General features: G+C 61.7%; 15 protein-coding genes. 3 read left to right on the plus strand and 12 right to left on the minus strand.

Annotation, left to right across the window (positions count from 1 at the left end; translation table 11 throughout):
• The first annotated feature begins 616 nt into the window (after positions 1-616).
• Complete coding sequence (locus HBO24_RS28070; RefSeq protein ID WP_057445202.1) at positions 617-1,543, plus strand: GGDEF domain-containing protein; 927 nt, start codon at positions 617-619, stop codon at positions 1,541-1,543.
• Between the two features lie 22 nt (positions 1,544-1,565).
• Here the strand turns inward: HBO24_RS28070 and HBO24_RS28075 are convergent, their stop codons facing one another.
• The 7 genes from HBO24_RS28075 to HBO24_RS28105 all read right to left on the minus strand — a co-directional run bounded on the left by HBO24_RS28075 (position 1,566) and on the right by HBO24_RS28105 (position 9,277).
• Positions 1,566-2,357, minus strand: a complete 792-nt coding sequence (locus HBO24_RS28075; protein WP_170045060.1) for an iron-containing redox enzyme family protein — start codon at positions 2,355-2,357, stop codon at positions 1,566-1,568.
• 46 nt (positions 2,358-2,403) lie between these two features.
• Entirely contained in the window at positions 2,404-4,863 is a 2,460-nt protein-coding gene (locus HBO24_RS28080) for an EAL domain-containing protein (RefSeq protein WP_170060762.1), read from the minus strand.
• A gap of 95 nt (positions 4,864-4,958) precedes the next feature.
• Positions 4,959-6,764: an ABC transporter ATP-binding protein gene (locus HBO24_RS28085; protein WP_115127822.1), complete on the minus strand. Its 1,806-nt coding sequence runs from the start codon at positions 6,762-6,764 to the stop codon at positions 4,959-4,961.
• A complete protein-coding gene (locus HBO24_RS28090; protein ID WP_169961215.1) occupies positions 6,757-7,359 on the minus strand; it encodes a DsbA family protein in 603 nt (200 codons plus the stop codon). Before HBO24_RS28090 ends, HBO24_RS28085 begins: the two co-directional genes overlap by 8 nt.
• Before the next feature lie 36 nt (positions 7,360-7,395).
• Positions 7,396-8,337 (minus strand): rhodanese-related sulfurtransferase, encoded by a 942-nt coding sequence (locus HBO24_RS28095; protein ID WP_057440777.1) that lies wholly within the window; start codon positions 8,335-8,337, stop codon positions 7,396-7,398.
• 118 nt (positions 8,338-8,455) lie between these two features.
• Entirely contained in the window at positions 8,456-8,758 is a 303-nt protein-coding gene (locus HBO24_RS28100) for a BolA/IbaG family iron-sulfur metabolism protein (RefSeq protein WP_169961213.1), read from the minus strand.
• Positions 8,759-8,761: 3 nt separating this feature from the next.
• Positions 8,762-9,277 (minus strand): DUF2059 domain-containing protein, encoded by a 516-nt coding sequence (locus tag HBO24_RS28105; RefSeq protein ID WP_115127820.1) that lies wholly within the window; start codon positions 9,275-9,277, stop codon positions 8,762-8,764.
• A gap of 193 nt (positions 9,278-9,470) precedes the next feature.
• Here HBO24_RS28105 and HBO24_RS28110 point away from each other — a divergent pair, with 193 nt between their 5' ends.
• Positions 9,471-10,859, plus strand: a complete 1,389-nt coding sequence (locus tag HBO24_RS28110) for a class II fumarate hydratase (protein ID WP_057440775.1) — start codon at positions 9,471-9,473, stop codon at positions 10,857-10,859.
• Between the two features lies 1 nt (position 10,860).
• Here HBO24_RS28110 and HBO24_RS28115 read toward each other — a convergent pair whose 3' ends face one another.
• The 4 genes from HBO24_RS28115 to HBO24_RS28130 all read right to left on the minus strand — a co-directional run bounded on the left by HBO24_RS28115 (position 10,861) and on the right by HBO24_RS28130 (position 15,884).
• Positions 10,861-11,820: a DMT family transporter gene (locus HBO24_RS28115; protein WP_057958888.1), complete on the minus strand. Its 960-nt coding sequence runs from the start codon at positions 11,818-11,820 to the stop codon at positions 10,861-10,863.
• A 559-nt stretch (positions 11,821-12,379) separates the two neighbouring features.
• Positions 12,380-13,564 (minus strand): thiolase family protein, encoded by a 1,185-nt coding sequence (locus tag HBO24_RS28120; protein ID WP_170045058.1) that lies wholly within the window; start codon positions 13,562-13,564, stop codon positions 12,380-12,382.
• Between the two features lie 101 nt (positions 13,565-13,665).
• Positions 13,666-15,183: a polyphosphate:AMP phosphotransferase gene (pap, locus tag HBO24_RS28125; RefSeq protein WP_057958886.1), complete on the minus strand. Its 1,518-nt coding sequence runs from the start codon at positions 15,181-15,183 to the stop codon at positions 13,666-13,668.
• Positions 15,184-15,212: 29 nt separating this feature from the next.
• Complete coding sequence (locus HBO24_RS28130; protein WP_170060763.1) at positions 15,213-15,884, minus strand: DUF6543 domain-containing protein; 672 nt, start codon at positions 15,882-15,884, stop codon at positions 15,213-15,215.
• 197 nt (positions 15,885-16,081) lie between these two features.
• Here HBO24_RS28130 and mnmC point away from each other — a divergent pair, with 197 nt between their 5' ends.
• A complete protein-coding gene (gene mnmC, locus HBO24_RS28135; protein WP_170060764.1) occupies positions 16,082-18,079 on the plus strand; it encodes a bifunctional tRNA (5-methylaminomethyl-2-thiouridine)(34)-methyltransferase MnmD/FAD-dependent 5-carboxymethylaminomethyl-2-thiouridine(34) oxidoreductase MnmC in 1,998 nt (665 codons plus the stop codon).
• 8 nt (positions 18,080-18,087) lie between these two features.
• Here the strand turns inward: mnmC and HBO24_RS28140 are convergent, their stop codons facing one another.
• Complete coding sequence (locus HBO24_RS28140; RefSeq protein ID WP_170060765.1) at positions 18,088-22,908, minus strand: NEL-type E3 ubiquitin ligase domain-containing protein; 4,821 nt, start codon at positions 22,906-22,908, stop codon at positions 18,088-18,090.
• Positions 22,909-23,140: the final 232 nt, after the last annotated feature.

Below are 23,140 nucleotides of genomic sequence, written 5' to 3' on the forward strand. Positions count from 1 at the left end.
AGGCGCCCCGTTAAACCACGATGGCCGCAGGCAGGTATTGCGCAGTGGGCACCCCGGCATGGATGCCGGGGTAGCCGCGACACGGCCAGGGATGGCCGATCGCGGCGGGCCCACGGAGCAATGCCTGACTGCGGGCATGCCGAGCCTAGGCGAGGCACCGAGTGTTGGGGCAAGAGCGCTTTGCTTACTTTGGCGCTCTTCCAAAGTGAGCCGCCGTAAGGGCGGAACCCTAAGTGGCCGTGACCGCAGCAACGGATATGTACACAACCCCAGAAAAAAGTTGTGTGATACCTACCGCCATCGCAAGCAAGCCCACCCGCCAAAATGGGCCTGCGCCAAATTTCCACCACGCCTTTTCCTCAATAAACCCCATCCCCTTGTTTTATAAGCACAAAAAACTAATTGCACTAAATGGCACGCTTTTCGCTCCAATTTGCTTAAGCAGGCAGCGCGACATCAAGACGTGCGGCATGGGATCAGGGGTTATAACCCCCGGCAAAGCGGACTAGACTGTTACCCAAGTTTTACGGAACTGAAGGAACAGTAAGGCGCCCGCCAGTAACCGCTCCCATCGAGCCTGTAAGACAGCATTCTGTGCTTAGAGGCCTGCCCGTTTATGAAAACACCGACCCAGACCAACGCAATTGACTTCGACAGTGCCAAATTGCAACGCCTGGGCTTTGGCCAGCCTTCCATCGTCGCCCGCCGCCCCATCAGCCTTGCGCAACTGCGCCAGCAACTGAATCTGCAATTGCAGACCAGCCTGGAAGCGGAGCGGATCCTCGGCCTGTTTTTTCGCGAAGTGCAGCGCCTGGTCCCCCTGGACGCCCTGCAATACCGCCATGAAACCAGCGACCTGCGTCTGGAATATGGCCAGCGCGGTCATCACTCCGTGAGTTACAGCCTCAGCCATCAGGGCGAGCACCTGGGGGAGTTGGTGTTTCGCCGCAACCAGCGCTTCAGCGAAGAGGAACAGGGCAACCTGGAATCACTGTTGGCCAGCCTGCTGTACCCCATGCGCAATGCCTTGCTGTATCGCGCCGCGACCCGCAGCGCCCTGCGCGATCCATTGACCGAGACCGGCAACCGCGTCGCCATGGACCAGACCCTGGGCCGGGAGATCGAGATGGCCAAGCGGCACCTGCATCCGCTGTCCTTGCTGATGCTCGACATCGATCACTTCAAGCGCATCAACGACAGCCACGGCCACGCCACCGGCGACAAAGTGCTCAAGGCCGTCGCAGCCTCGATCAAAAGCCAGTTGCGCAATGTGGATATGGTGTTTCGGTTTGGCGGGGACGAGTTCCTGATCCTGCTTTCCAACACCAGCCGCGATGCCGCCACCATGGTCGGCGAACGCTTGCGCCAGGCAGCACAGGCCCAGGACTACTGGGCGGACACCACGCGTATCGAATTGACGGTGAGCCTGGGTTGCGCGACCTTGCTGGTAGGCGAGTCGGCCGAAAGCTTGCTGCGCCGGGCCGACAGCGCCTTGTACGTGGCCAAGCGCGAAGGCCGCAACCGCCTGGCAATGGCGGGGTAACCCCTACCCCGCCCTGCCGGGGTCAGGCTTCGCTGGCCGCCAGTACCTGGCGTTCGCGGATCACCGGGGTTTTCTCCAACTGCATGCAACGCTCCAGGAACAGGTACATGTAGTCGTAGCTCTTGCACACGGCCTGGCGCAACTCCACTTGCAACGCCTTGCTCGGGTTCATCCCCGCCAGGGTGCAGATGATTTCCAGCGCTTCCCACGGGTGGGCGTCGTCGTACTGGGCATGCATCTTCAGCCACTTCATGGCGCGCTTGCGATCTTCTTCGGGGAACGCTGCGGCATACACGCCCGTCGAACACACCAGCGCAGACCACTCCCCAGTGGCCCCCTCGATGGCGTAGTTGGTAGCGGCAATCGCAACAATCAACGAATCGGCCGAACTGGTGTGCCAGCACCAATGACTCAGTGCGTGCAACTCGGGCGGCACGTTCTGCGCTTGCAGTTCTTCCAGGCCCACGCCATGGGCGCGTGCCCAATGCATCCAATAGTCGGCATGGTTCAGTTCCACGCGAATATTGCGCATCAACCAACGTCGCGCCATATCCTCGCCAGGATGACGGGCAAACTTGGTCTTGGTCAGGTTTTGTGCCATGTACAACGCGAACTGTTCCACCACTGGCCAGCCACCAATCAGGTATTGGCGCATGGTCTTGGCACTGAGCTTGTTATCGCGCATGCGCTGGTACAGTTCGTGTTCGACAACTCGGCGCTTGCTCTCGCTACAGTCCTGGATCAATTGCTGAGCCCAGGCGGGGTAACTTGAGGCTTCCATAAGCGGGCCGGTTCTGCTGAATGTGTCGATCACTGTCGGGCTCCTTTTGATGTGTGATGTGTACAGACCAGCAGATGTTTCAGCGGAACGTGCCGGGCGCCCGGAATAACAGAGGCTGCGGGCGCGCAGGTCGACACTGCAAACTATCGAAGGTAAACAATTGCGGGCGCTCAATCAGGTAGCCCTGAGCGTAGTCCACGCCGATCTCAAGCAATGCCTGCTCGATGTGCGGCGTTTCGACAAACTCGGCAATAGTGCGTTTACCCATGACATGGCCGATGTGGTTGATCACTTCGACCATGGCGCGGTTAATCGGGTCGTCCAGCATATCCTTTACGAAACTTCCATCGATCTTCAGGAAGTCTACAGGTAAATGTTTGAGGTAGGCGAATGAGGACATTCCGGCGCAAAAGTCGTCCAGGGAGAAGAAACAGCCTAAGGCCTTGAGCTCATTGATAAAACGAATCGCACTGCCGAGGTTGGAAATGGCGCTGGTTTCGGTGATTTCAAAACAGATCATGCTCGGCGGAATGCCATAGGCGTTGAATTTCTCCCGCAGGAAGCTCAGGAAGTCGTCATCGCCGATGGTGATGCCCGACAGGTTGATCGCACACATCGCCATGGGCCTGCCCGGTCGCTCGATCATGCAACGGGCAATCAGCTTGAATACGTTCTCCACCACCCAGCGGTCCAGCGAAGTCATCAACCCATAACGCTCGGCAGCCGGGATAAAGCTGTCGGGCAAAATGATCCGCCCCGCTTCGTCGTGCAGGCGCAACAGGATCTCGATATGCCCGGCACCCGCCTCGGTATGGCCCAAGGCTGCGATCTCCTGGGCATACAGGCAGAAGCGGTTCTCCTCCAAAGCCATGTGCAGGCGCTGGATCCAGGCCATCTCGCCAAAGCGCAAAGACAACTCGGAGTCATCGGCGTGATAGACCTGCACCCGGTTACGCCCCTTTTCCTTGGCCATGTAGCAGGCCATATCCGCGGCGCGCAAAGAAGTTTCAAGGGTGGTCGGGATGTGCGAGATATGGACCAGGCCGATACTGACCGTGGTGACAAACGGCCGGCCTTTCCAGACAAAGTGCAGGTTTTGCACGGTGCGACGCAGACTTTCGGCGATTTTCTCGGCCACCAGTGGCGGGCAGTTCTCGAGCAGAATGCCAAACTCATCGCCCCCGAGGCGAGCCAGCGTATCGCCTTCGCGCAGGTCCGATTGCAGCAGCGCGCAGATATGCCGCAACAACTCATCGCCCGCCGCGTGACCACAGGTGTCGTTGACCAGCTTGAACTGGTCCAGGTCGAGGAACATCAAGGCATGCCCCGACTGCTGGCGCCCGATGCCATGCAACACCTGCTCCAGGCGGAATTCAAATTCACGGCGGTTGGCCAGCCCGGTCAAGGCATCATGGGTCGCCTGCCAAGACAGGTTGGCAATGTATTGGCGCTCCTGGGTCATGTCGTGCAACACCAACACTGCCCCGCTGACCTTTCCGGCACTGCGGATCGGGGCACCTACCAGGGTCACGGAGACCGTGCTGCCATCCAGACGCTGGATCAGCTTGGAGTGTTCGCTGCCGCCGGTGAGTTGACCGCCAAGAATATGCTCGATCAGGGCAAACCCTTCGGCCTGGGCGTTTTCATCCAGCAGATTGAACAACGCCGCCAGGGGCAGGCCCTGGGCCTGGGCAGCCTTCCAGTGGGTCAGGGACTCCGCCGCCGGGTTCATATAGGCGATAGCCCCGTCGACATCGGTGGTAATCACTCCGTCGCCGATGGACTCCAGGGTGATCTGCGCCCGCTCCTTCTCCACTTGCAAGGCATCGGCAAACGCATGGCGCTGGGCCAATAGCTTGCGGGTGCGCAACAAGGCCAGGGCAATCAGGCCGAGGGCGGTGGCCAGGTTAGTAATCAGCAGCAGGCGCAGAATCATCCTTGAGCCTTCACCCAGGGCATCGCTGAAAGCCTTGGCCGCCGGCGTCACGCTATCGTTGATGGCGATGATGCGTTCTTTCCAGGCATGGATGTCGGCGCTGGTGGCTTGGTTGGCAAGGATCTCCCGGTGCATTTCCTGCGCCAGGTCGTCGAGTTGCACCAGGTAGCCATCGCCCACGGTCCACAGCTCGATGGCTTTTTCCAGGTAACTGAAATGGCGGAAATTAAGGTACAGCCAGATCACGCTCGACACGTCATCCGGATGGTTGCCACCCTTGAGGATCCCCTGGCGCGCGGCCGCCAGGTCAGGGTTGGGGCGGTCCAGGGCGATGCGCAGCTCGTGCCCGCCCTGGGGCACGGCAATCGCGCTCTGGTATTTGAGAAAGGTCTTCTGGTCGCGGTTATCGGCATACAGGGTCAGGTAATAGATGGCATCTTTCTGGCCCTTGGACCACAGGCTTTCGCCCGCCACATAACCGCGCACGGCCGAGAGCATATAGAGGCTGACGCAGCCCAGTAATGCCTGGAACAGTACAACCGCAATAAAAGGCCAGACAATGCCCAGCAAACGGGGTGTTCCGAGAGTTCGCTTCTGCTTCATGAGATCCCTTGCATCAGCACAGGCGAGTAAAAACTGCTCCTGACAGCACAGCCGAGGCCAAACACGATCCCTCCAGGATCGGTACCGGGATCGTTTCAGCGAACTTGTTGCAAGTGTCCGTAAAGCTTGGCGTACAAACCGCCGTCGGCTATCAGCTGCTGGTGGTCGCCGTCTTCGGCTATGTGCCCACCGTCAAACACCAATACCCTATCAGCCTGCTTCACCGCCGACAAACGGTGAGCAACGATCAGTGTAGTACGCCCACTGAGAAACCGCGCCAGTGCCTGGTGCAGGTTGTATTCGGTGGCCGCATCCAGGGCCGAGGTGGCTTCGTCAAGGATCACCACTTTCGGCTCGGCCAGCACCATCCGGGCAATCGCCAGGCGTTGGCGCTGGCCGCCGGACAAACGTACGCCCGAGCGCCCGACAATACTATCCAGGCCCTGGGGTAACCCCTTGACCGTAGCATCCAACTGGGCAATTTCAAGGGCCTGCCAGCAGGCTTGATCACTGCGCTCGCGGCCCATGGTCAGGTTGGCGCGCACCGTGTCGTTGAACAGTGCCGGATGCTGCAGCACCACCGCGACATGCTCGCGGATGGTTTCCAGGCCAATCGCCTGCTGGGTTGCGCCGCCGAAGCGGATCGTGCCCGCCTGCGGGGTGTAGAGCCCCAGCAGTAATTGCACCAGGGTACTTTTACCGCCGCCACTGGCGCCGACAATCGCCACCTTCTCGCCGGGGGCGATGACCAGGTTCAACTGGTTGAGCACCAGGTCTTCGCCATAGCCAAAGTCCAGGCCCTGCACCTCGATACCCACGGTTTCGCGCCCGGTAAACGGATCTTCGCCCCCTGCGTATTGCGGTTCGTCGGCGCGGGCCAACAGTTCGTTGATCCGCGTCAGCGCGCCACCGGCTGCGTAGTAGGCGTATTGCAGGTTCAGCAGTTGCTCCACCGGGCCGATCATGAACCACAGGTAGCTGAACACCGCGAGCATCTGGCCGATGGACAAGTCGGAAAACAGCACCGTGAGCATCGCCGCCGCGCGGAAGATATCAATGCCGAACTGGAACAGCAGGCCACTGGCGCGGCTGGAGGCGTCGCTTTTCCACTGGGAGTTGATGGCAAAGTCGCGCACTTCCTGGGCACGCTGCCCCAGGCGCCCGAGGAAAAACCCCTGGCGATTGCCGGCGCGCACTTCCTGGATGGCATCCAGGGTTTCTGTCAGGGCCTGGGTAAACCGCGAGGTACTGTCGTTTTCGAGCTTTTTCAGGTGTTTGACCCGCTTGCCCAACTGCACCGTGGCGTAGATCACCAGGGGGTTGAACAGCAGGATCAACAGGGCCAGCTTCCAGTGCATCCACATCAGGATCCCGGAGGTGCCGACCAGGGTCAGGGTGGCCACCAGGAACCGGCTCAAGGTTTCCCCGACAAACTTGTCCACCGTGTCCAGGTCGGTGACCAGGTGTGTGGTCACGGTGCCACCGCCCAGGCTTTCGTATTCACTCAGGGAGATACGCTTGAGCCGCTCGATCAGCCGCACGCGGATGCGGTAGACAATGTCCTTGGCAAGCCCCGCAAACAGGCGGGCCTGGACCACGTTGAACACCAACGCCGCGCAGCGCAATACCAGGGTGATCAGCAGCATCAGGCCGATATACCCGGCAGCCTGCTGCCAGGCCGTCGGCAACGCGTGGTTCATCACCTGCAACGCAGCATCGCCATTGCCCAGCAGCACTTCGTCCACCAGCAACGGCAGGAGCAAGGGAATCGGTACGCTGCAGAGGGTCGCCAGTACGGCGACACCGTTGGCAATCCACAGGGCTTTTTTATGGCGCAGGGCCAGGCGACGGATTTCTGCCCAGGTCAGCCGATCAACCCGTGGTGTTGGCTGATCATGCACAGGCAGCTCGCTCCAGCCAGCGACCGAGCAGCGGCGACAGCTCGGACAGCGGCTGGTAGCCATTGGTCAACAACGCCAACTGGCCATTGCGTTCGGCCAGCAAGGTCGGGAAACCGGCGATGCCCAGGTCCTGGACCCAAGTGAAGTCGGCGGCCGTGGCGGCATGTTGTTCGGCGCGGTCAAAGGCTTCGGCAAACTCGATACGCGGCACCCCGGCGGTCTCGGCCAGCTCCACCAGCACACTGGCGCGGGTCACATCGCGACCCTCGACATAAAAGGCCTGCTGGATCAGCCCGAGCAAGGTCCAGGCGCAATCCGGCGCCAGGCCACGCGCAGTGACCAGGGCCCGGCAGGCCGGCTCGGTGTCATACACAAACCCTTCAGGCAAGGCGCCCTCCAGGCGGAACGGCTGGCCCGTGGCCTCGGTCACCGCCTGCCAGTGCTCCAGGATATAGCGCCGAGTAGTCGGTTCCAGCGCCGCACCACTGCCGGTACGCAAGCCGCCCACCACCAGGTGCAATTCCACGCCAGCCGCCTGGGCCTGCTCAACCAGGGCCTTGGCCACCGGGGCAAAACCCCAGCACCAGGAACACATCGGGTCCATTACATAGAGCAGGCGCGCAGACATGGTTCAAGCCTCGGTGGATGATTGCTTGTAGTTGTAACCAATCGGGTGCGGCATATTGCGGGCCTTGGCCAGCTCGATCTGCTTCTGGCGGTCGATCGCACTGCGACGGGTCTTCTCGGACAGCTTATCCCAGCAGTGCGGGCAACTGATGCCGGCCACGTAGTGCTCGGATGCGCGGTCCTCTACGCTAACCGGTGTACGGCAGGCATGACATTGATCGTAGTCACCTTCGCTCAAGTCGTGGCGCACGGTCACGCGGTTATCGAAGACAAAGCAGTCGCCCTGCCATTTGGTCTCTGCCTGGGGCACCTCTTCGAGGTATTTGAGGATGCCGCCCTTGAGGTGATACACCTCGTCAAAGCCTTCGCTGAGCATGTAGCTCGAGGCCTTTTCACAACGAATCCCGCCGGTGCAGAACATCGCGACTTTCTTGTGCTTGGCCGGATCGAAGTTGGCTTTGATATAGTCGGGAAATTCGCGAAAACTCGTGGTTTTCGGGTCGATTGCGCCTTCAAAGGTGCCGATCGACACTTCATAGTCGTTACGGGTGTCGATCAACAGCACTTCTGGATCGCTGATCAACGCGTTCCAGTCTTGTGGATCAACGTAGGTACCGACTTTCTTGTTCGGGTCGACGCCTTCGACGCCCAGGGTCACGATCTCTTTTTTCAGCTTGACCTTGGTGCGGTAGAACGGCTGCTCATCGCAGTACGACTCTTTGTGGTCGATATCGACCATGCGTGGGTCGTTCTTCAACCAGGCCATCAGGCCATCAATGCCTTCGCGGCTACCGGAAACGGTGCCGTTGATGCCTTCTTCGGCGATCAGCAAGGTGCCCTTGATGCCGTTGTCGACCATGGCCTGCAACAGGGGCTCACGCAGGGCGACGTAATCTTCGAGGGTGACGAACTTATACAGTGCCGCCACGACGATGGGGTGTGTCATGGGTGTTCTCTCCAGGTGGCTACCCTCGTAAAGGGTGAACCGGATGCAAAAAAAACGCGCCGACTGAGCGGCGCGTTGCGGATTCTAGCAAAACATAGGCCCTTGTAGCAGCCGGATATCAGTGTTTGCTACCGCCAGCGCAGGTCGGCGAGGCCGGGGCTGCGTCGGTTTTTGCCCATTCTTCAGGCGTGTAGGTATGCAGCGCCAGCGCATGGAACTCGCTCATCAGGTCGCCCAACGTGGCGTAGACCTTCTGGTGGCGCTTGACGCGGTTGAGCCCGTCGAACTGCTGGCTGACCAGCACGGCCTTGAAATGCGTCTGCAATCCACGGCTGTGCATATGGCTTTCGTCCAGCACACTCAGGTGTTCCGGGCTGAGGGCGGCGGCAAGTGCCGATTCGATACGCTGCTGCATGGTCATTGCTTACTTCTTCTTGGCGGGTGCGGCTTTGGGGGTCAGTTCGTTGGTCATGTCTTCCAACAGCTTGTTCACGACAGGTACCGCGCTTTCCAGCTTGGCCTGGGTCAACTGGGCCGATTGCTGGGTCAGTTGCGGCATTTTCTCCAGGACTTTCTTGCCCAGTGGCGACTTATAGAAGGCAACCAGGTCTTTGAGTTCGGACTCGCTGAAGTTGCTGGTGTAGAGCTTGACCATGTCCGGCTTGAGCTTGTTCCAGCCAATGGCCTGGTCCAGGGCGGCGTTGGCCTTGGCCTGGTAGGTGTCGAGCACGGTTTGCTTGGCGGCAGGCGCCTTGGTCTGCTCGAAACGCTGGGCGAACATTTGCTGCACTTGCATGTACACCGGGGTGCCCAGCTTGTCCGCGTGAGCCAGGGTCAGGAAGGCTTCGGCACTGGCGTTGTGGCTGGCGGTATCGGCAAGAACCTGGCCGCTGGCACAGACCAGAGCAACCGCGGTACAGATGGCACGAAGACGAGTCATCGAGTTTCCTTTCTAGCAGGCGAGGTAATACCCCAAGGGCGACCATTCTGCGCCTAAAAAACGCTGGCACTCAACCCCACGCCTTACAGCGCCTGGTTTTGCGGGGGTTTGGCCGATGAAATGGCTTTTATGGAACCCAAACGCCCCCCCAGGGCCTAAACTGCGCAAACCGACTACAAGGAGAGTCCCTGCGATGAGCCGTATCGAAACCGACAGCCTGGGCGAAGTACAAGTCCCGGATGACGCTTACTGGGGCGCACAGACCCAGCGTTCACTGGTCAATTTCGCCATCGGCGAACAACGCATGCCACTGGCGGTCCTGCACGCCCTGGTCCTGATCAAGAAAGCGGCGGCGCGGGTCAACGACCGCAATGGCGACCTGCCCGCCGATATTGCCCGGCTGATCGAACAGGCCGCCGACGAAGTGCTCGACGGCCAGCACGACGACCAGTTCCCCTTGGTGGTCTGGCAGACCGGCAGTGGCACCCAGAGCAATATGAACGCCAACGAAGTGCTCGCCGGCCGCGCCAACGAGCTGTCGGGCGGGCCCCGTGGCGGCAAGAGCCCGGTACACCCCAACGATCACGTCAACCGCTCCCAGAGTTCCAACGACTGCTTCCCCACCGCCATGAGCATCGCCACCGTACAGGCGGTGCACGAGCAGTTGCTGCCGGCGTTGCGCGAGCTGTCTGGCGGGCTGGCGGAGTTGTCGGCGCGCCATATGAAGCTGGTCAAGACCGGCCGCACCCATATGATGGACGCCACGCCGATCACTTTCGGCCAGGAAGTCTCCGCGTTCATCGCCCAACTGGACTATGCCGAGCGCGCCATTCGCAGTGCCCTGCCCGCAGTGTGCGAGCTGGCCCAGGGCGGCACGGCGGTAGGCACCGGCCTGAACTCGCCCCACGGCTTTGGCGAGGCGATTGCCGCAGAAATCGCTGCGTTGTCCGGGCTGCCGTTTGTCACCGCGCCCAACAAGTTCGCCGCATTGTCGGGCCATGAGCCGCTGACCACCCTGTCCGGCGCCCTGAAAACCCTGGCTGTGGCCTTGATGAAAATCGCCAACGACCTACGCCTGCTGGGCTCGGGGCCACGCGCTGGGCTGGCCGAAGTGCGCCTGCCGGCCAATGAGCCGGGCAGTTCGATCATGCCCGGCAAGGTCAACCCGACCCAGTGCGAGGCGCTGTCGATGCTGGCGTGCCAGGTGCTGGGCAACGACGTGACCATCGGCATTGCCGCCAGCCAAGGGCATTTGCAGTTGAACGTGTACAAGCCGGTGATTATCCACAACCTGCTGGAGTCGATCCGCTTGCTGGCCGATGGCTGCCGCAACTTCCAGGAACATTGCATCGCGGGCCTTGAGCCCGACGCCGAGCAAATGGCCGCGCACCTGGAACGGGGTTTGATGCTGGTAACCGCGCTGAACCCGCATATCGGCTATGACAAGTCGGCGCAGATTGCCAAGAAAGCCTATGCCGAAGGGCTGACGCTACGTGAAGCAGCGCTGGAGCTGGGCTACCTCACCGATGCCGAATTCGACCAGTGGGTACGCCCGGAGAATATGCTCGAAGCCGGGCATTGACCTAAAGGTGGGCCAACCTTGCGCGCCGGGCCTTGAGCCCGGCGATCAAGGACGGCGCCAACGCCACCGACGCCGACCCCAACACCACCAGCACCGCACCGCCGTAACCCAGGCCATTGATCTGCTCGGCATGCACATAGTCAGGCCACAACCAGGCCGCAATCGCCACCGCCACAAAGGTCACCAGCGGTGTAATCGCCAACGTCGCACTGACCCGCGACGCTTCCCAGTGGGCCAAGGCTTCGGCAAAGGCGCCATAGGCAATCAGCGTATTGAAACAGCACGCCAGCAACAGCCAGCCTTGCAATGGGCTCAGTTGCAGCGCCTCCATGGGATGTACCCAGGGCAACAGGAGAAATGCGCAAGACAGGTAAATCACCATCATCACCTGCAGTGAATTCCACACCGTCAGCAATTGCTTCTGGCCCAGGGCGTAGAACACCCAGATGGTGGTCGCCAGGAGAATCGTCAGCACCCCGGCGGTGTAAGTGCCCAGGGATGTCAGCAGCTCCGCCAGGCGCTGGTTGAAGAACAGTGCAAAGCCGATGATCAGCACCAACAGGCCTACCCCCTGCCCCAGGCTGAAACGCTCCTTGAACAGAAACACACTGGCGATCATCAAAAAGATCGGCCCCATCTGCACCACCAGTTGCGCCGTGCCGGGGCTCAACATCTTCAGCCCCACCAGATAGAGCACGTAGTTGCCCAGCAGCCCACACACCGCCATCGCCACCAGCCAGCCACCGCGCTTGCCCAAGACTTTCGGGCTGGGCAGACGCTTGACGGCGGCCAGATAAACGAACAGGCAACTGCCGGACACCATCAGGCGAAACCAGGTCACGGTGATCGGGTCCATCACCTGCAGCACCTGTTTGAGCTTGATCGGCAGAATGCCCCAGAGCAGCGCGGTCAGCAGGGTCAGGGATAAACCGTAGACCCAGCGGCCGGAAGAGATGTGCATGAGTGCCCCAAGAGCCAGAGGTAGAGGAAGCCGCATTCTAGGGGGATGTGGGTGGACCTTGGCGAAGTTTTTTATCAGGCACGCCGCAAATCAATTGTGGGATCAGGCAAACCAGCTCCCACAGGAGCACGCGCACGCCTCGACGATCAGGTCGGCTGTCAGGCCGCCTCGCTTTGCTTTTGATTTTGATCTGAGGCGCCCCGTTAAACCACGCTGGCCGTCATCCGATATTGATTTGGGGGGTAACCCGGCAGGACGCCGGGTTAGCCGCGCTGGGCCATGGATGGCCCATCGCGGCGGCCCCCCAAATCAATGTCGGATGACGGGCATGCCGAGCCTAGGCGAGGCACCGAGTGGTGGGGCAAGAGCCCTTTTGGTTACTTTTGGGGCTCTTTTCCAAAAGTGACCCGCCGTAAGGGCGGAACCAATAGCCGCCGTGACCGCAGCAATGGATATGTACACAACCCCAGAAAAGAGTTGTGTAGATACCTATACCTATGGCCATCGCGGGCAAGCCCAACAAGCCAGCACCCACAATAATTGGGCCCCCAGGGCCAGATCAGCGCACAGCTTCAAACAGCCCGGTTGCCCCCATCCCGCCGCCCACGCACATGGTGACGATGCCATAACGCAAATTGCGCCGTTGCAGCTCCCGCACCAGGTGCCCGACCTGCCGTGACCCGGTCATGCCGAACGGATGGCCAATGGAGATCGAACCGCCGTTGACGTTGTACCTGGCATTGTCGATCTCCAGACAATTGCGCGCATACAGGCACTGGGACGCAAACGCCTCGTTGAGCTCCCACAGGTCGATGTCCGCCACTTGCAGGCCACGGGCCTTGAGCAATTTGGGCACCGAGAACACCGGGCCGATGCCCATCTCGTCCGGCTCGCAGCCGGCCACGGTAAAGCCACGGAAAAACGCCTTGGGCTTGAGCCCCAGTTCCAGGGCTTTTTCCAGGCTCATCACCAGGGTCATCGACGCGCCGTCGGACAGTTGCGATGAGTTACCTGCCGTCACCGAACCATCCTCGGCAAACACCGGCTTGAGCCCACTCAGGCTGGCCAGGGTGGTGTCCGGGCGGTTGCAGTCGTCGCGATCGACCACGCCGTCGAGGATCTGCACCTCGCCGGAGTGCTTGTCCTCGACCTTGTACTTGACCGCCATGGCCACGATTTCATCGTCGAACAGCCCCTCGGCCTGGGCCTGGGCGGTGCGCTGCTGGCTTTGCAGGGCGTACAGGTCCTGCTCTTCGCGGCTGACGTTATAGCGGCGGGCAACTATTTCGGCGGTCTGGCCCATGGGGAAGTAGATGCCCGGCACCTGCTCCTTGAGCAATGGGTTGATCAGGTTGTCGGTATTCACGCTCTTCATGGTCAGGCTGATGGACTCGACACCACCGGCGACAATGATGTCGCTGCACCCCGAGGCGATCTGGTTGGCCGCGATGGCAATCGCCTGCAGCCCCGATGAACAGAAACGGTTGAGGGTCATGCCGGCGGTGCCGGTGCCCAGGCGCGACAGCACTGCCACGTTGCGGCCGATGTTGTAGCCCTGGGCGCCTTCGTTGGAGCCGGCGCCGACAATGCAATCCTCGACACTGGCCGGGTCGATGCCACTGCGTGCCAGCAAGGCGTTGACGCAATGCGCGGCCATGTCATCAGGACGGGTCTGGTTGAACTTGCCGCGAAAGGACTTGGCCAGGCCGGTTCGCACGCTGTCGACAATCACTACTTCACGCATGGGCTACCTCGATCTTGTCGTTATTGGGAGACAGATCGAGGATAGATCCAGGGTCTGGCGATCGCGACGATCATTCACCTGGCGTATGCAAAAGCATGGCGCTATTTGTGCTTCTTCTTTTTGTCGTGCTTGTCGGACTTGGCGAACGCCTCTTCCAGCGCCAGGTTGATGGTGCGCAATACCTTGACCCGTGCCCAGCGCTTGTCGTTGGCCTCCACCAGGGTCCAGGGCGCGATCTCGGTGCTGGTGCGGTCCACCATGTCGCCCACCGCGGCCCGGTAGACATCCCACTTGTCGCGGTTGCGCCAGTCGTCTTCGGTGATTTTGAAGCGTTTGAACGGGATCTCTTCCCGGGCCTGAAAACGCTCCAGCTGGGTCTGTTTATCAATCGCCAGCCAGAACTTGACCACGATCACCCCGGCGTCGCGCAATTGCTCCTCGAAATCATTGATCTCGGCGTAGGCGCGCATCCAGTCGGCCGTGGTGCAAAAGCCTTCGACCCGCTCCACCAGCACCCGGCCATACCAGGAGCGGTCAAACACGGTAAACATGCCCCGCGCCGGGATCTGCCGCCAGAACCGCCACAAGTACGGCTGGGCGCGCTCGTCTTCGGTGGGCGCGGCAATCGGCACGATGCGGTACTGGCGCGGGTCCAGTGCCGCCGCCACGCGGCGGATCGCCCCGCCCTTGCCCGCCGCGTCGTTACCTTCAAAAACCGTGACCAGCGCGTGTTTGCGCATGCGTTTGTCGCGCATCAGGCCCGAGAGCCGCGCCTGTTCGGTAATCAGTTGCTCTTCGTAGTCGTCCTTTTCCAGGCGCTGGGTCATGTCCAGGCTGTCCAGCAGGCTCATCTGGTCCACCGAGGATGGCAAGGGCGCCGGATGGATGCCGCTGGCCCTGGCCTTGGACAGCTTCAGGGCATTTTGCAGGCCCTCCAGAAGGATCCTGGCCACGGTCAGCCCGCGGTAGTTGGCATCCACGCCTTCGATCACATGCCAGGGTGCATAGTCACGGCTGGTGCGGCGCAGCACGCGCTCGCCAAAATGCACGAACTTGTCGTAGGTCTCGGACTGCTGCCAGTCCAGCGGGCTGATACGCCAGCTGTGCAGCGGGTCGTCCTGCAGGGCCTTGAGCCGCGCCTTCATTTGTTTCTTGGAGAGGTGGAACCAGAACTTGAAGATCAGCGCCCCTTCATCGCACAGCATCTGCTCCAGGCGCTCGGCCCCGGCAATGGCCTGGTCCAGGCGTGCGTCCTTGATCTGGCCATGGACCCGCGCCTGCAGCATCTGGCTGTACCAGTTGCCGAAGAACACGCCCATGCGCCCCTTGGCCGGCAGTTGTCGCCAGTAGCGCCAGGCCGGCGGGCGGGCCAGTTCTTCGTCGGTCTGCTGGTCGAAGGTGCGCACCTCGATCAGGCGCGGATCCATCCATTCATTGAGCAGCTTGACGGTTTCGCCCTTGCCGGCGCCTTCGATGCCATTGATCAGCACGATCACCGGGAAGCGTCCCTGCTGGTGCAACTCGAACTGCGCTTCCAGCAAGGCCTCACGCAAGGCCGGGACTTCTGCGTCGTAAGTGTCCTTATCGACGGCGTGACCAATTTCGGCGGATTCAAACATGGGCGACTCCCTTCCAAGATGGATCAAGACTAGCGGATTGGGCAGCACGGCGGGCAAGCAATTCCACGCCACTTGCCGTGGATCAATTGACCGGGCTGCTCGTCGGTGTCGAGCTGGAACACCGCGCTGATGTGCCGCTGGTACAAGCGGCCAAGGTTCAGGGCCCTGCAGCCTTGGGCGAAGTCATGGGGCGCAACGGCGATCATCCCCCGCGCAGCGCCCGCCGACTGCAGCCGTGATTCGCCGGGATAGTGTTGCGCACGCGCTTCATCCGCAGAAAAGTTCTGCAGCGCCATGTGCAACAAGCTCTGTTGTTCCAGCGTGACCGACCTCACGTACTCCAACGGCAACACATCTGTCTCATAGGCATAGACTGCGCGCACAAACAGATCCTTTCTCGGCTCCACCGTGACCTGCCACTGTGCCTGGCAGTAAGCCTTCAACCGCTCATTGCAGAACTCATCCAGCGGGCGCAATGACCGCAAGCGATCTGCGACCGCCGCGCGCGCCTCTTCAGCCCTCGCGCCATCAGCTTCCAATGCCTCCAGCACACCTTGCGGGGCATTGATCATCCAGCCCGGCAGGCGCTTTTGCAGGACCTCGGCCTTGGCCAGATCGCCAGTCATTTCGAGCAAGGCGGCTTGCAACTGGTGCTGCGTCAACTGCGTGAACGTGTGGGTTAAATCGTCCTGTACCGACATCAGCAATGTCCCTTATTGCCTAGGGTTGAACGCCTAACGATACCCTGCGCCAACCCGCCGGATTAATGCTGATTGTTGATCGAATCGGGGGCTATCGCCGGGAGTTTTTCCATGTATGAAGTAGCCGGCTAACACCCGGTTCAACCCTGCCCCCTGTGATCGACTAGAATGGCCGCCTTGTCTTTGCCGAGTTGCCCATGAACCCCGTACAGCCCAATGCCCAGCTCGACTGGGACGACCAGGGACGCCCACGCTCGCGGGTGTTCGACGACGTGTATTTCTCCGACAAGTCGGGCCTGGATGAAACCCGCTACGTGTTCCTCGAGCAGAACCGCCTGCAGGAGCGGTTTGCCGCGCTGCCCGTGGGCGGGCGCCTGGTAATCGGGGAAACGGGGTTTGGCACCGGGCTGAACTTCCTGTGTGCCTGGCAGCTGTTTGAGGAGCACGCTGTACCGGGCGCGCGCCTGCATTTTGTCAGCGTGGAAAAGTACCCGCTGCGCCACGCCGACCTGCAACGCGCCCTCGCCCTCTGGCCAGCGCTCAAGCCATTGGCTGACCAGTTGCTGGCGCAGTACGTTGCCATTCATCAGGGCTTCCAGCGCCTGATCCTGGCGAACGGGCGCGTGACGCTGACCCTGCTGATCGGCGATGCCCTGGAGCAACTGCCGCAACTGGATGCGCAGATCGACGCCTGGTTTCTCGACGGTTTTGCCCCGGCGAAAAACCCCGACATGTGGACCGCCGAACTGTTCGCCGAGCTGGCACGGCTGGCGGCCCCGGGCTCGACCATCAGCACCTTTACCAGCACCGGCTGGGTACGGCGCCTGCTCAACAGCGCCGGGTTCAAGATGAAGCGCACCCCGGGCATCGGTCACAAGTGGGAAATCCTGCGCGGCGAGTTTCTCGGTTGGCCGGCCGACGCGCCGCTACCGGCCCCGATCAAGCCCTGGTTCGCCAGGCCGACGGCCCTCAAGGGAGAGCGCCGCGCCCTGGTGATCGGCGGCGGCATGGCCGGCTGTACCAGTGCTGCGAGCCTGGCCGCACGGGGCTGGCAGGTGAGCCTGCTGGAACGCCATGAAGGCCTGGCCCAAGAGGCCTCGGGTAATCCGCAAGGGGTGCTCTACCTCAAGCTGTCAGCCCACGGCACCGCCTTGTCGCAGATGATTGTCAGCGGCTTCGGGCATACCCGGCGCCTGCTGGAACACCTGCAACGAGGGGTGGATTGGGACGCTTGTGGCGTGCTGCAACTGGCGTTCAACGCCAAGGAGGCCGAACGCCAGGCCCAATTGGCCCAGGCATTTGCTCCGGACTTGCTGCACCTGCTGGACAGGGATCAGGCCCAGGCCCGGGCCGGGGTCGGCCTGGCGTATGGCGGGCTGTTTTTCCCCGAGGGTGGCTGGGTGCATCCGCCCGCCCTCTGCCAGTGGCAGGCACGCCAGCCGGGCATCACCGTGCACGTGCTGCATGAAGCCCTGGAACTGCGCAAGGTAGACGAGCAATGGCAGGCCTGGGACGGTGACAGGTTGCTGGCCAGCGCTCCCGTGGTGGTGCTGGCCGGGGCGGCCGAGGTCAAGCGTTTTGCCGCCAGTGCCGAGCTGCCCCTTAAACGTATTCGCGGGCAAATCACCCGGTTGCCGCAGACCACCGACAGCCAGGCGCTGGCCACGGTGGTCTGTGCCGAAGGGTATGTCGCGCCGGTCCGCCTGGGCGAACACACCCTGGGCGCCAGCTTTGATTTCAAGAGTGATGACCTGGCGCCGACCGCTGCCGAGCATGCCGGTAACCTGGCGCTGCTGCAGGAGATTTCCCCGGACCTGGCCCAGCGCCTGCGCGCCGACAGCCTGTCCCCACACACCCTGGAGGGGCGCGCCGCGTTTCGTTGCACCAGCCCGGACTATCTGCCGATTGTCGGGCCGCTGGTCGATCCCCAGGCGTTTGCCCAGGCCTATGACGCCCTGCGCAAGGACGCCCGGCATACGCCGGACATCGCCTGCCCATGGCTGGACGGCCTGTACGTCAACAGCGGCCACGGCTCACGGGGCCTGATCACCGCTCCCCTGTGCGCCGAACTGTTGGCCGCGTGGCTGGACAACGAACCGCTGCCCCTGCCCCGCAGTGTCGCCGAGGCCTGTCATCCGAGTCGCTTCGCCCTACGCGCGTTAATTCGCAGCAACGTGACGAAAAAACCTCAGTGAGCACTCCCTCAAACGGCCGGCGTTAACTCGCAGGTGCCCAGGTCGTCGAGTTTCAACGCCTCATGGGTCAGGCGTTCAAGCTCGGCGAGCTCCGCCTTTTCCTGCTCATCCTGTATCTGGCTCATCTGACTCCGGTAGTCGGCGTCAGCCAGCGTCTCTCGCTGCGCCCACACCGCCTCGACGCGCTCACCGAAGGGCCGGTTCAGGGTGTCGAATGAACCGCTATGGATGCGCCGCAGATAACTGCTCCAAAACGGCAGCTTCACCACATACTTCAACAACTGCGGAGAAAGCTCAGCCATCTTCAACTGCATTTCAGCGAGCGTCAGCATATGCTCGGTCACCCCACCGAGACTGGCATAGCGCATATGGCGGGGTTGCCCGGGCAGATGAAAGCGCCCGGCCAACCCGGTGCGATAAGCCAGGCTGACCTCCAGCGGATCCAGCATCGGGTGCTCGGCGCTATAGCTGCGGGCCATTTGCTCCAGTCGGTCGAGGCGAAACAACCCCTTGGCCAGCCTCAAGAGCGGTTTGGCCGTGACCTGACCGCCCGCCACCCGCTGCGAAGCCTGGTGGATTTCAACCAGCACTTCCAGGTTACTGAAACTCACTGCAGCAGCATCATCACAGTTCAGGGGCGTGGCCGCCCGTTCAAAGATCTCTTCGCGCAGCCGGGTATCCATCGCCGCGGCGTCCAGCACGCGCCAGACCCGGCGGCCCATGTCCTCCTGCACGTGGGAGGTATCTGCGACACTGCCCAGGCCGGCCAGCAGCTTGAACAGAGCGTCGGAGCCCAGCTCATCCTTGAGTCCCGTCCAGGTCTCGAGCCGCTCGGCGTAGCGCGCCATGCGCTCATCCCCCAACCATAAGTCCCGGGCGGTCTGCTCATTGAGCCGGGCGATATCGTCCTCCATAAAGCCCATGCCCACGCCAAGGGTGTCCCGGTAGTTCTGCAACAGCAGGCGGCTGGGGGAGTCCAGCGGGTTATGGCGCAGGTTGATGATTTCAGCATGCTGGCGTGGCACCTCGAACAACCACTGCGGCAAGGTGGCGAGATCATTTTCCCGCAGGTCCAGGTGCTCCAGATAAGGCAGACGCATAAAGCCGGAGGGCAAGCGCTGAAGCCGGCAATTGCGCAAGACCAGGTGACGCAACTCAAACATGTTGCTGACCAGCGGCGGGTCTACCAGGGGGTTGTTGCTCAGGTCCAATACCGTCAACCCTCGCAGGTCACCGAGTTTGGTACGCGTATATTCCGTCAGTTGCAGTTGGTTATTGGCCAGGTACAGCCGACGAAGGTGCTTCATCTGCTGCAGCACTTCCGGCAGTCGTGTCACCTGGTTGTCCGTCAACTCCAGAGTATTCAAGCCTTTGAAATGCTTGAGGAAGTAACCAACATCATCGTTGAGCCCCATGTTCCTTAACGACAACTGGCGAACATGCTCGAACTGGACTTCGGGCGGCAGGGTCGGCAATGCCCCGATCACCATGCCATCGAGGGAAAGATTCGGGACTTGCCGATGGGACTCATCCGGGATCAGCGAGGCATATTGCCAACTGCGCTCGATGAGCTGGACGGCCTGGTGACGGGCCAGGCGGTAGTCCCGCAGGGCAACGTCTGAGCGCCCCTGCCCGCCCCCCTCCCTGGCCCACACCTTGAGCGTTCGATGCAGTGCTTCATATTGTTGCTCAAGAGCACGCACGGCTTTGGCCCGGGACAGCGGATCGTGACCCAAGTCCTGCAAAAAGGTCGCTATGCGCCGCTCATCAAACAAGGGGTAGAGCTTGCGGACCTTGCGCACCAGGCCGGCGGGCTGTCGCGGCGGCTCCACGGGCATTGCTTGCACGCACGACACAGGAGGATCTTCGGGCACCGGCCGTTCCGGCCATAGATAACGGCTAATCCGGCGCCGCTCATCCTGGGCCTTGCCAATCAGGCTATTGCGCAAATGGCTGGCCCTGCCGCTCGCGGGCAACTGCAGCTGGTCGAGCTCAGCGGGGGGCAAACTGTTAAGCAACGCCTCATAGAACCCCTCCGGGCCCTCGGCCATCGGCCCCAGCGGCGCACCTTGTCCGTTGTAGGCGCGCCACCCCAGGTTCGACTGGACCAGCGTGCGAGTGGTGGCGGCAGATGCGTTGCCCACCTGCCCCATGACACTACCGTCCAAGCTCTCCTGGCGTATTTGCAGCAACACATCTTCGGGCCAGCCCGGAACCCGCGGCAGTAACCCCAGCGCTATACGCCGAGTGGCGTCGGTGGCCAGTTCCGGCAGGTACAGACCGCTCAGGGCATCGTCTTCGTTAAGTATTTCCAGGGTCTCCCGCACCCATTGGGCGATCCGCAAAGGCACCCGCCCGGTATCGCGCAGCCGCCAACGCTCGGCCGTGGAGGCCTGGGTCATGATTTCCCAGGCAAGCCGAATGGGCAGTTGCGGATAGCGATGCTTGAGCACGCCGTGATCGGTCTGGTCGGGAAAGTCGACATCGGCACGCAGCCTTTCGTAAACCGCCTGGTGATTGCCCTTGAGTGAAGCGGTCAGCCGCCGCGCCAGCACCTCTTGCGCCTCTTCTGGAGGGAAGGTGCCGCCGAGCAGGCGCGTGGTCTCCTGGGGGTCGAGGGCCTCCAGTAGGCTGGACAGGACTTGCCCGTGTTTCAGATGCCCCGTGGTGATGTGGATGCTCAGGTCTTCGTAGTCGAAAGGCGCGGTGTCGGGGTGACGCTCCAGCAGGTACCCCTGCTCGTCCAGCAGTTCGAAAAACCGCCCCTGGGGCCAGCCTTCCATCAGCGGCAGGGCCAGCATCTGCACACGCGTGGTCGCCGCGTCGAGCGGTGCCTGATGCTCCATCTGCCAGATCAGGTCGCGAACCTCCTGATTCTGCCTGAAGCGCAGCGCACGTTCGCGCAAGCGCTCCGGCAATGGCAGGTTTTGCCTGGCTATTTGCTGCAGGCGGGGCAAGGTCGCGTCAGTGATGGCGGCGATATCCCGTAGATGCCCGGCTGGAAGGGTACCGAGGCTGGGGTCCAGTCGGCCCAGGACATAGTCCGGGTTCTGCCATTCTTGCGGTTGTTCGAACGAGAACTGCCAACCGCCCTGGTAGTTGTGGACCAGGGGCGGTCGATACGCTGAATCACGCTGCGGATGTCGGGCCCGCCAGCGGCCGGTACCGGAGTCAAAGACAACCGAGTAGGTCGAACCGTCGACATTGACGTAGGACTGGCCGTGAGCCTGGTAGACCCCACGGGGACTGGCAACCGTCCCTTCGAGCGAGACGGTGTGGCGGTACGGCTCAGTGCGGCTGCGCCACAAGCGCGTGGTTCTATCCGGCATGCGCACCGCCTCGAACCGTTCGTAAAACCCCGAAGCCGGCGGCGTGGTTCTCCAGAGCCGGCCGGCCACTTTTGCACCCGCCGCGAACAACGCCATGGCCGCGAGGTTCTCAGCAATGTTCGTCAGGTGCCGAAGGGCACCGAGTTTGTCCTGGTGTACCCAGTCATCCACCCCTTCGAACACTTCCCCAAGCAGTTGCCCGACCGCCACGCCCGTCATCAACTGGCCCAGTACCGGCACCACAAACGCGGCGACGTTGAGTACCGTCAAGCCCGCATCCAGGTAATCCTGGGTGCGCTGGCGGCGTGCGTCGTCATCGGCCTGGGCATTGGGAACGGCGAGCACACGGGCATCAAGCTGGATTTTGCCGACACCGGCATTAAAAAAGAACGTCGAAAAATTATCCGTTACAGGTAGCGGTTCTACGCGCACTAGGAGGTTGTACTGCTCAAACCGCTGAAAAAAACCGAAACGCTCGGACTCGTCCAGGTAGCCCATGAAGAAGTGTCGATAACGACTCACGTGGAGCTTGAGGCTGAGGTAAAGCTTGAACTGCTCCAGAGACACGTAGCGGTACCACGGCCGCACGGGCTCATTGGGCATGTACACCACGATCGGGCCGTTGGAAAACCCCTCGGGGGAGGCGCCGGAAAACACCAGCACGCCCCACAGGCACGCCCCGTCGATGTTCAAGCCTTGCCAGGTCAGCGGTTGGTTGTTGAACCACAGCTGCCGGGTGCTGCTGGCGGGCATGTCCGCCTTGACCAGGCCCAGCAACAGCTCACGGGTCGGTTGATCAATATCGCCTTTGGCATAGGCGATCTGCAGGTCGATCAGCATATCCATGCACCGGGACTGACCCATCGTCCTCACCGCCGGGCTATAACCGCCGTCCGGGTCCGTCAGGTTGAACACCTCGCGCACATGGGTTTGATAGGCCTCCCCCAGATTCAGCTCGCGGCAGTAGCCGATAAATGTCTGGGCGCTGATATCTTGCGCAACCCTGCGCTTTGCCCCAACGCGGACCACGGCATTGATCGGTATGCCTCCCGGTTCGGCCCCGGCCTGGGAAAAATTCTGCATCGCCGCCTGCAGCAGGCTGTGTTTCTCCAGGGTAACGGTCTGCACCAGCATGCCGCCCAGGTCCGGATTGACTCCCCTGAAGGTACGCCTGGGGAGCTCCAGCGAGTCGTTCTCGATATCCAGCTGGGTGTGGCCTTTGGCGGCCAGAAACGCCGTGAGGCGTTCGGCACAGAACGTGTCCAGAGGGGTCAGACGGCTCAGCAGCCGTTGCAGGTTTGCCTTGGGCCGCTCGCTGTCGGCATACGCCTGCTCAATGGCCTGGAGTGCCTGGGGATCGGCCTTGACCAGCCAGGCGGGCAACGTGTCATGCAAGACCTGCGCTTTATCCAGGTCGCCGGTGCTGTCCAGCAGCGCCTTCATCAATTCGTCCGAGGTCACAGGCTGCACAGCCTGGCTCAGCTTTGCTGTTTGCGTCATTCGCAACGGTCCTTAATCGCGTTGAACATGACGCATCACCATAAGCTCCCCTGCACCGCAGAAGGGTTCAAATAGCTGGGGGGTTGCCCTTGGAAACGCGCCACTATTTGCATCAGAGCCAGACCTAATTACCTCCACTTTGCCCCGCGCCCCACGGGCCGCAGAACGGCGTGCGCGGGGGAGCGGCCGTTTGCCATATAACTTATTGATCTAAAACTCCAGGTATAGCCTC

This window comes from Pseudomonas sp. WS 5410 (assembly GCF_012985645.1).
In the GTDB taxonomy this organism is placed as follows: domain Bacteria; phylum Pseudomonadota; class Gammaproteobacteria; order Pseudomonadales; family Pseudomonadaceae; genus Aquipseudomonas; species Aquipseudomonas shahriarae.

What these genes read in the sequence shown, in the direction of transcription:
- HBO24_RS28070 (WP_057445202.1), top strand. Translation starts at nt 617, where the DNA reads ATGAAAACACCGACCCAGACCAACGCAATTGACTTCGACAGTGCCAAA.
- HBO24_RS28080 (WP_170060762.1), bottom strand. Translation starts at nt 4,863, where the DNA reads ATGAAGCAGAAGCGAACTCTCGGAACACCCCGTTTGCTGGGCATTGTC.
- HBO24_RS28090 (WP_169961215.1), bottom strand. Translation starts at nt 7,359, where the DNA reads ATGTGTTCCTGGTGCTGGGGTTTTGCCCCGGTGGCCAAGGCCCTGGTT.
- HBO24_RS28095 (WP_057440777.1), bottom strand. Translation starts at nt 8,337, where the DNA reads ATGACACACCCCATCGTCGTGGCGGCACTGTATAAGTTCGTCACCCTC.
- HBO24_RS28100 (WP_169961213.1), bottom strand. Translation starts at nt 8,758, where the DNA reads ATGACCATGCAGCAGCGTATCGAATCGGCACTTGCCGCCGCCCTCAGC.
- HBO24_RS28105 (WP_115127820.1), bottom strand. Translation starts at nt 9,277, where the DNA reads ATGACTCGTCTTCGTGCCATCTGTACCGCGGTTGCTCTGGTCTGTGCC.
- HBO24_RS28110 (WP_057440775.1), top strand. Translation starts at nt 9,471, where the DNA reads ATGAGCCGTATCGAAACCGACAGCCTGGGCGAAGTACAAGTCCCGGAT.
- HBO24_RS28115 (WP_057958888.1), bottom strand. Translation starts at nt 11,820, where the DNA reads ATGCACATCTCTTCCGGCCGCTGGGTCTACGGTTTATCCCTGACCCTG.
- HBO24_RS28120 (WP_170045058.1), bottom strand. Translation starts at nt 13,564, where the DNA reads ATGCGTGAAGTAGTGATTGTCGACAGCGTGCGAACCGGCCTGGCCAAG.
- pap (WP_057958886.1), bottom strand. Translation starts at nt 15,183, where the DNA reads ATGTTTGAATCCGCCGAAATTGGTCACGCCGTCGATAAGGACACTTAC.
- HBO24_RS28130 (WP_170060763.1), bottom strand. Translation starts at nt 15,884, where the DNA reads ATGTCGGTACAGGACGATTTAACCCACACGTTCACGCAGTTGACGCAG.
- mnmC (WP_170060764.1), top strand. Translation starts at nt 16,082, where the DNA reads ATGAACCCCGTACAGCCCAATGCCCAGCTCGACTGGGACGACCAGGGA.
- HBO24_RS28140 (WP_170060765.1), bottom strand. Translation starts at nt 22,908, where the DNA reads ATGACGCAAACAGCAAAGCTGAGCCAGGCTGTGCAGCCTGTGACCTCG.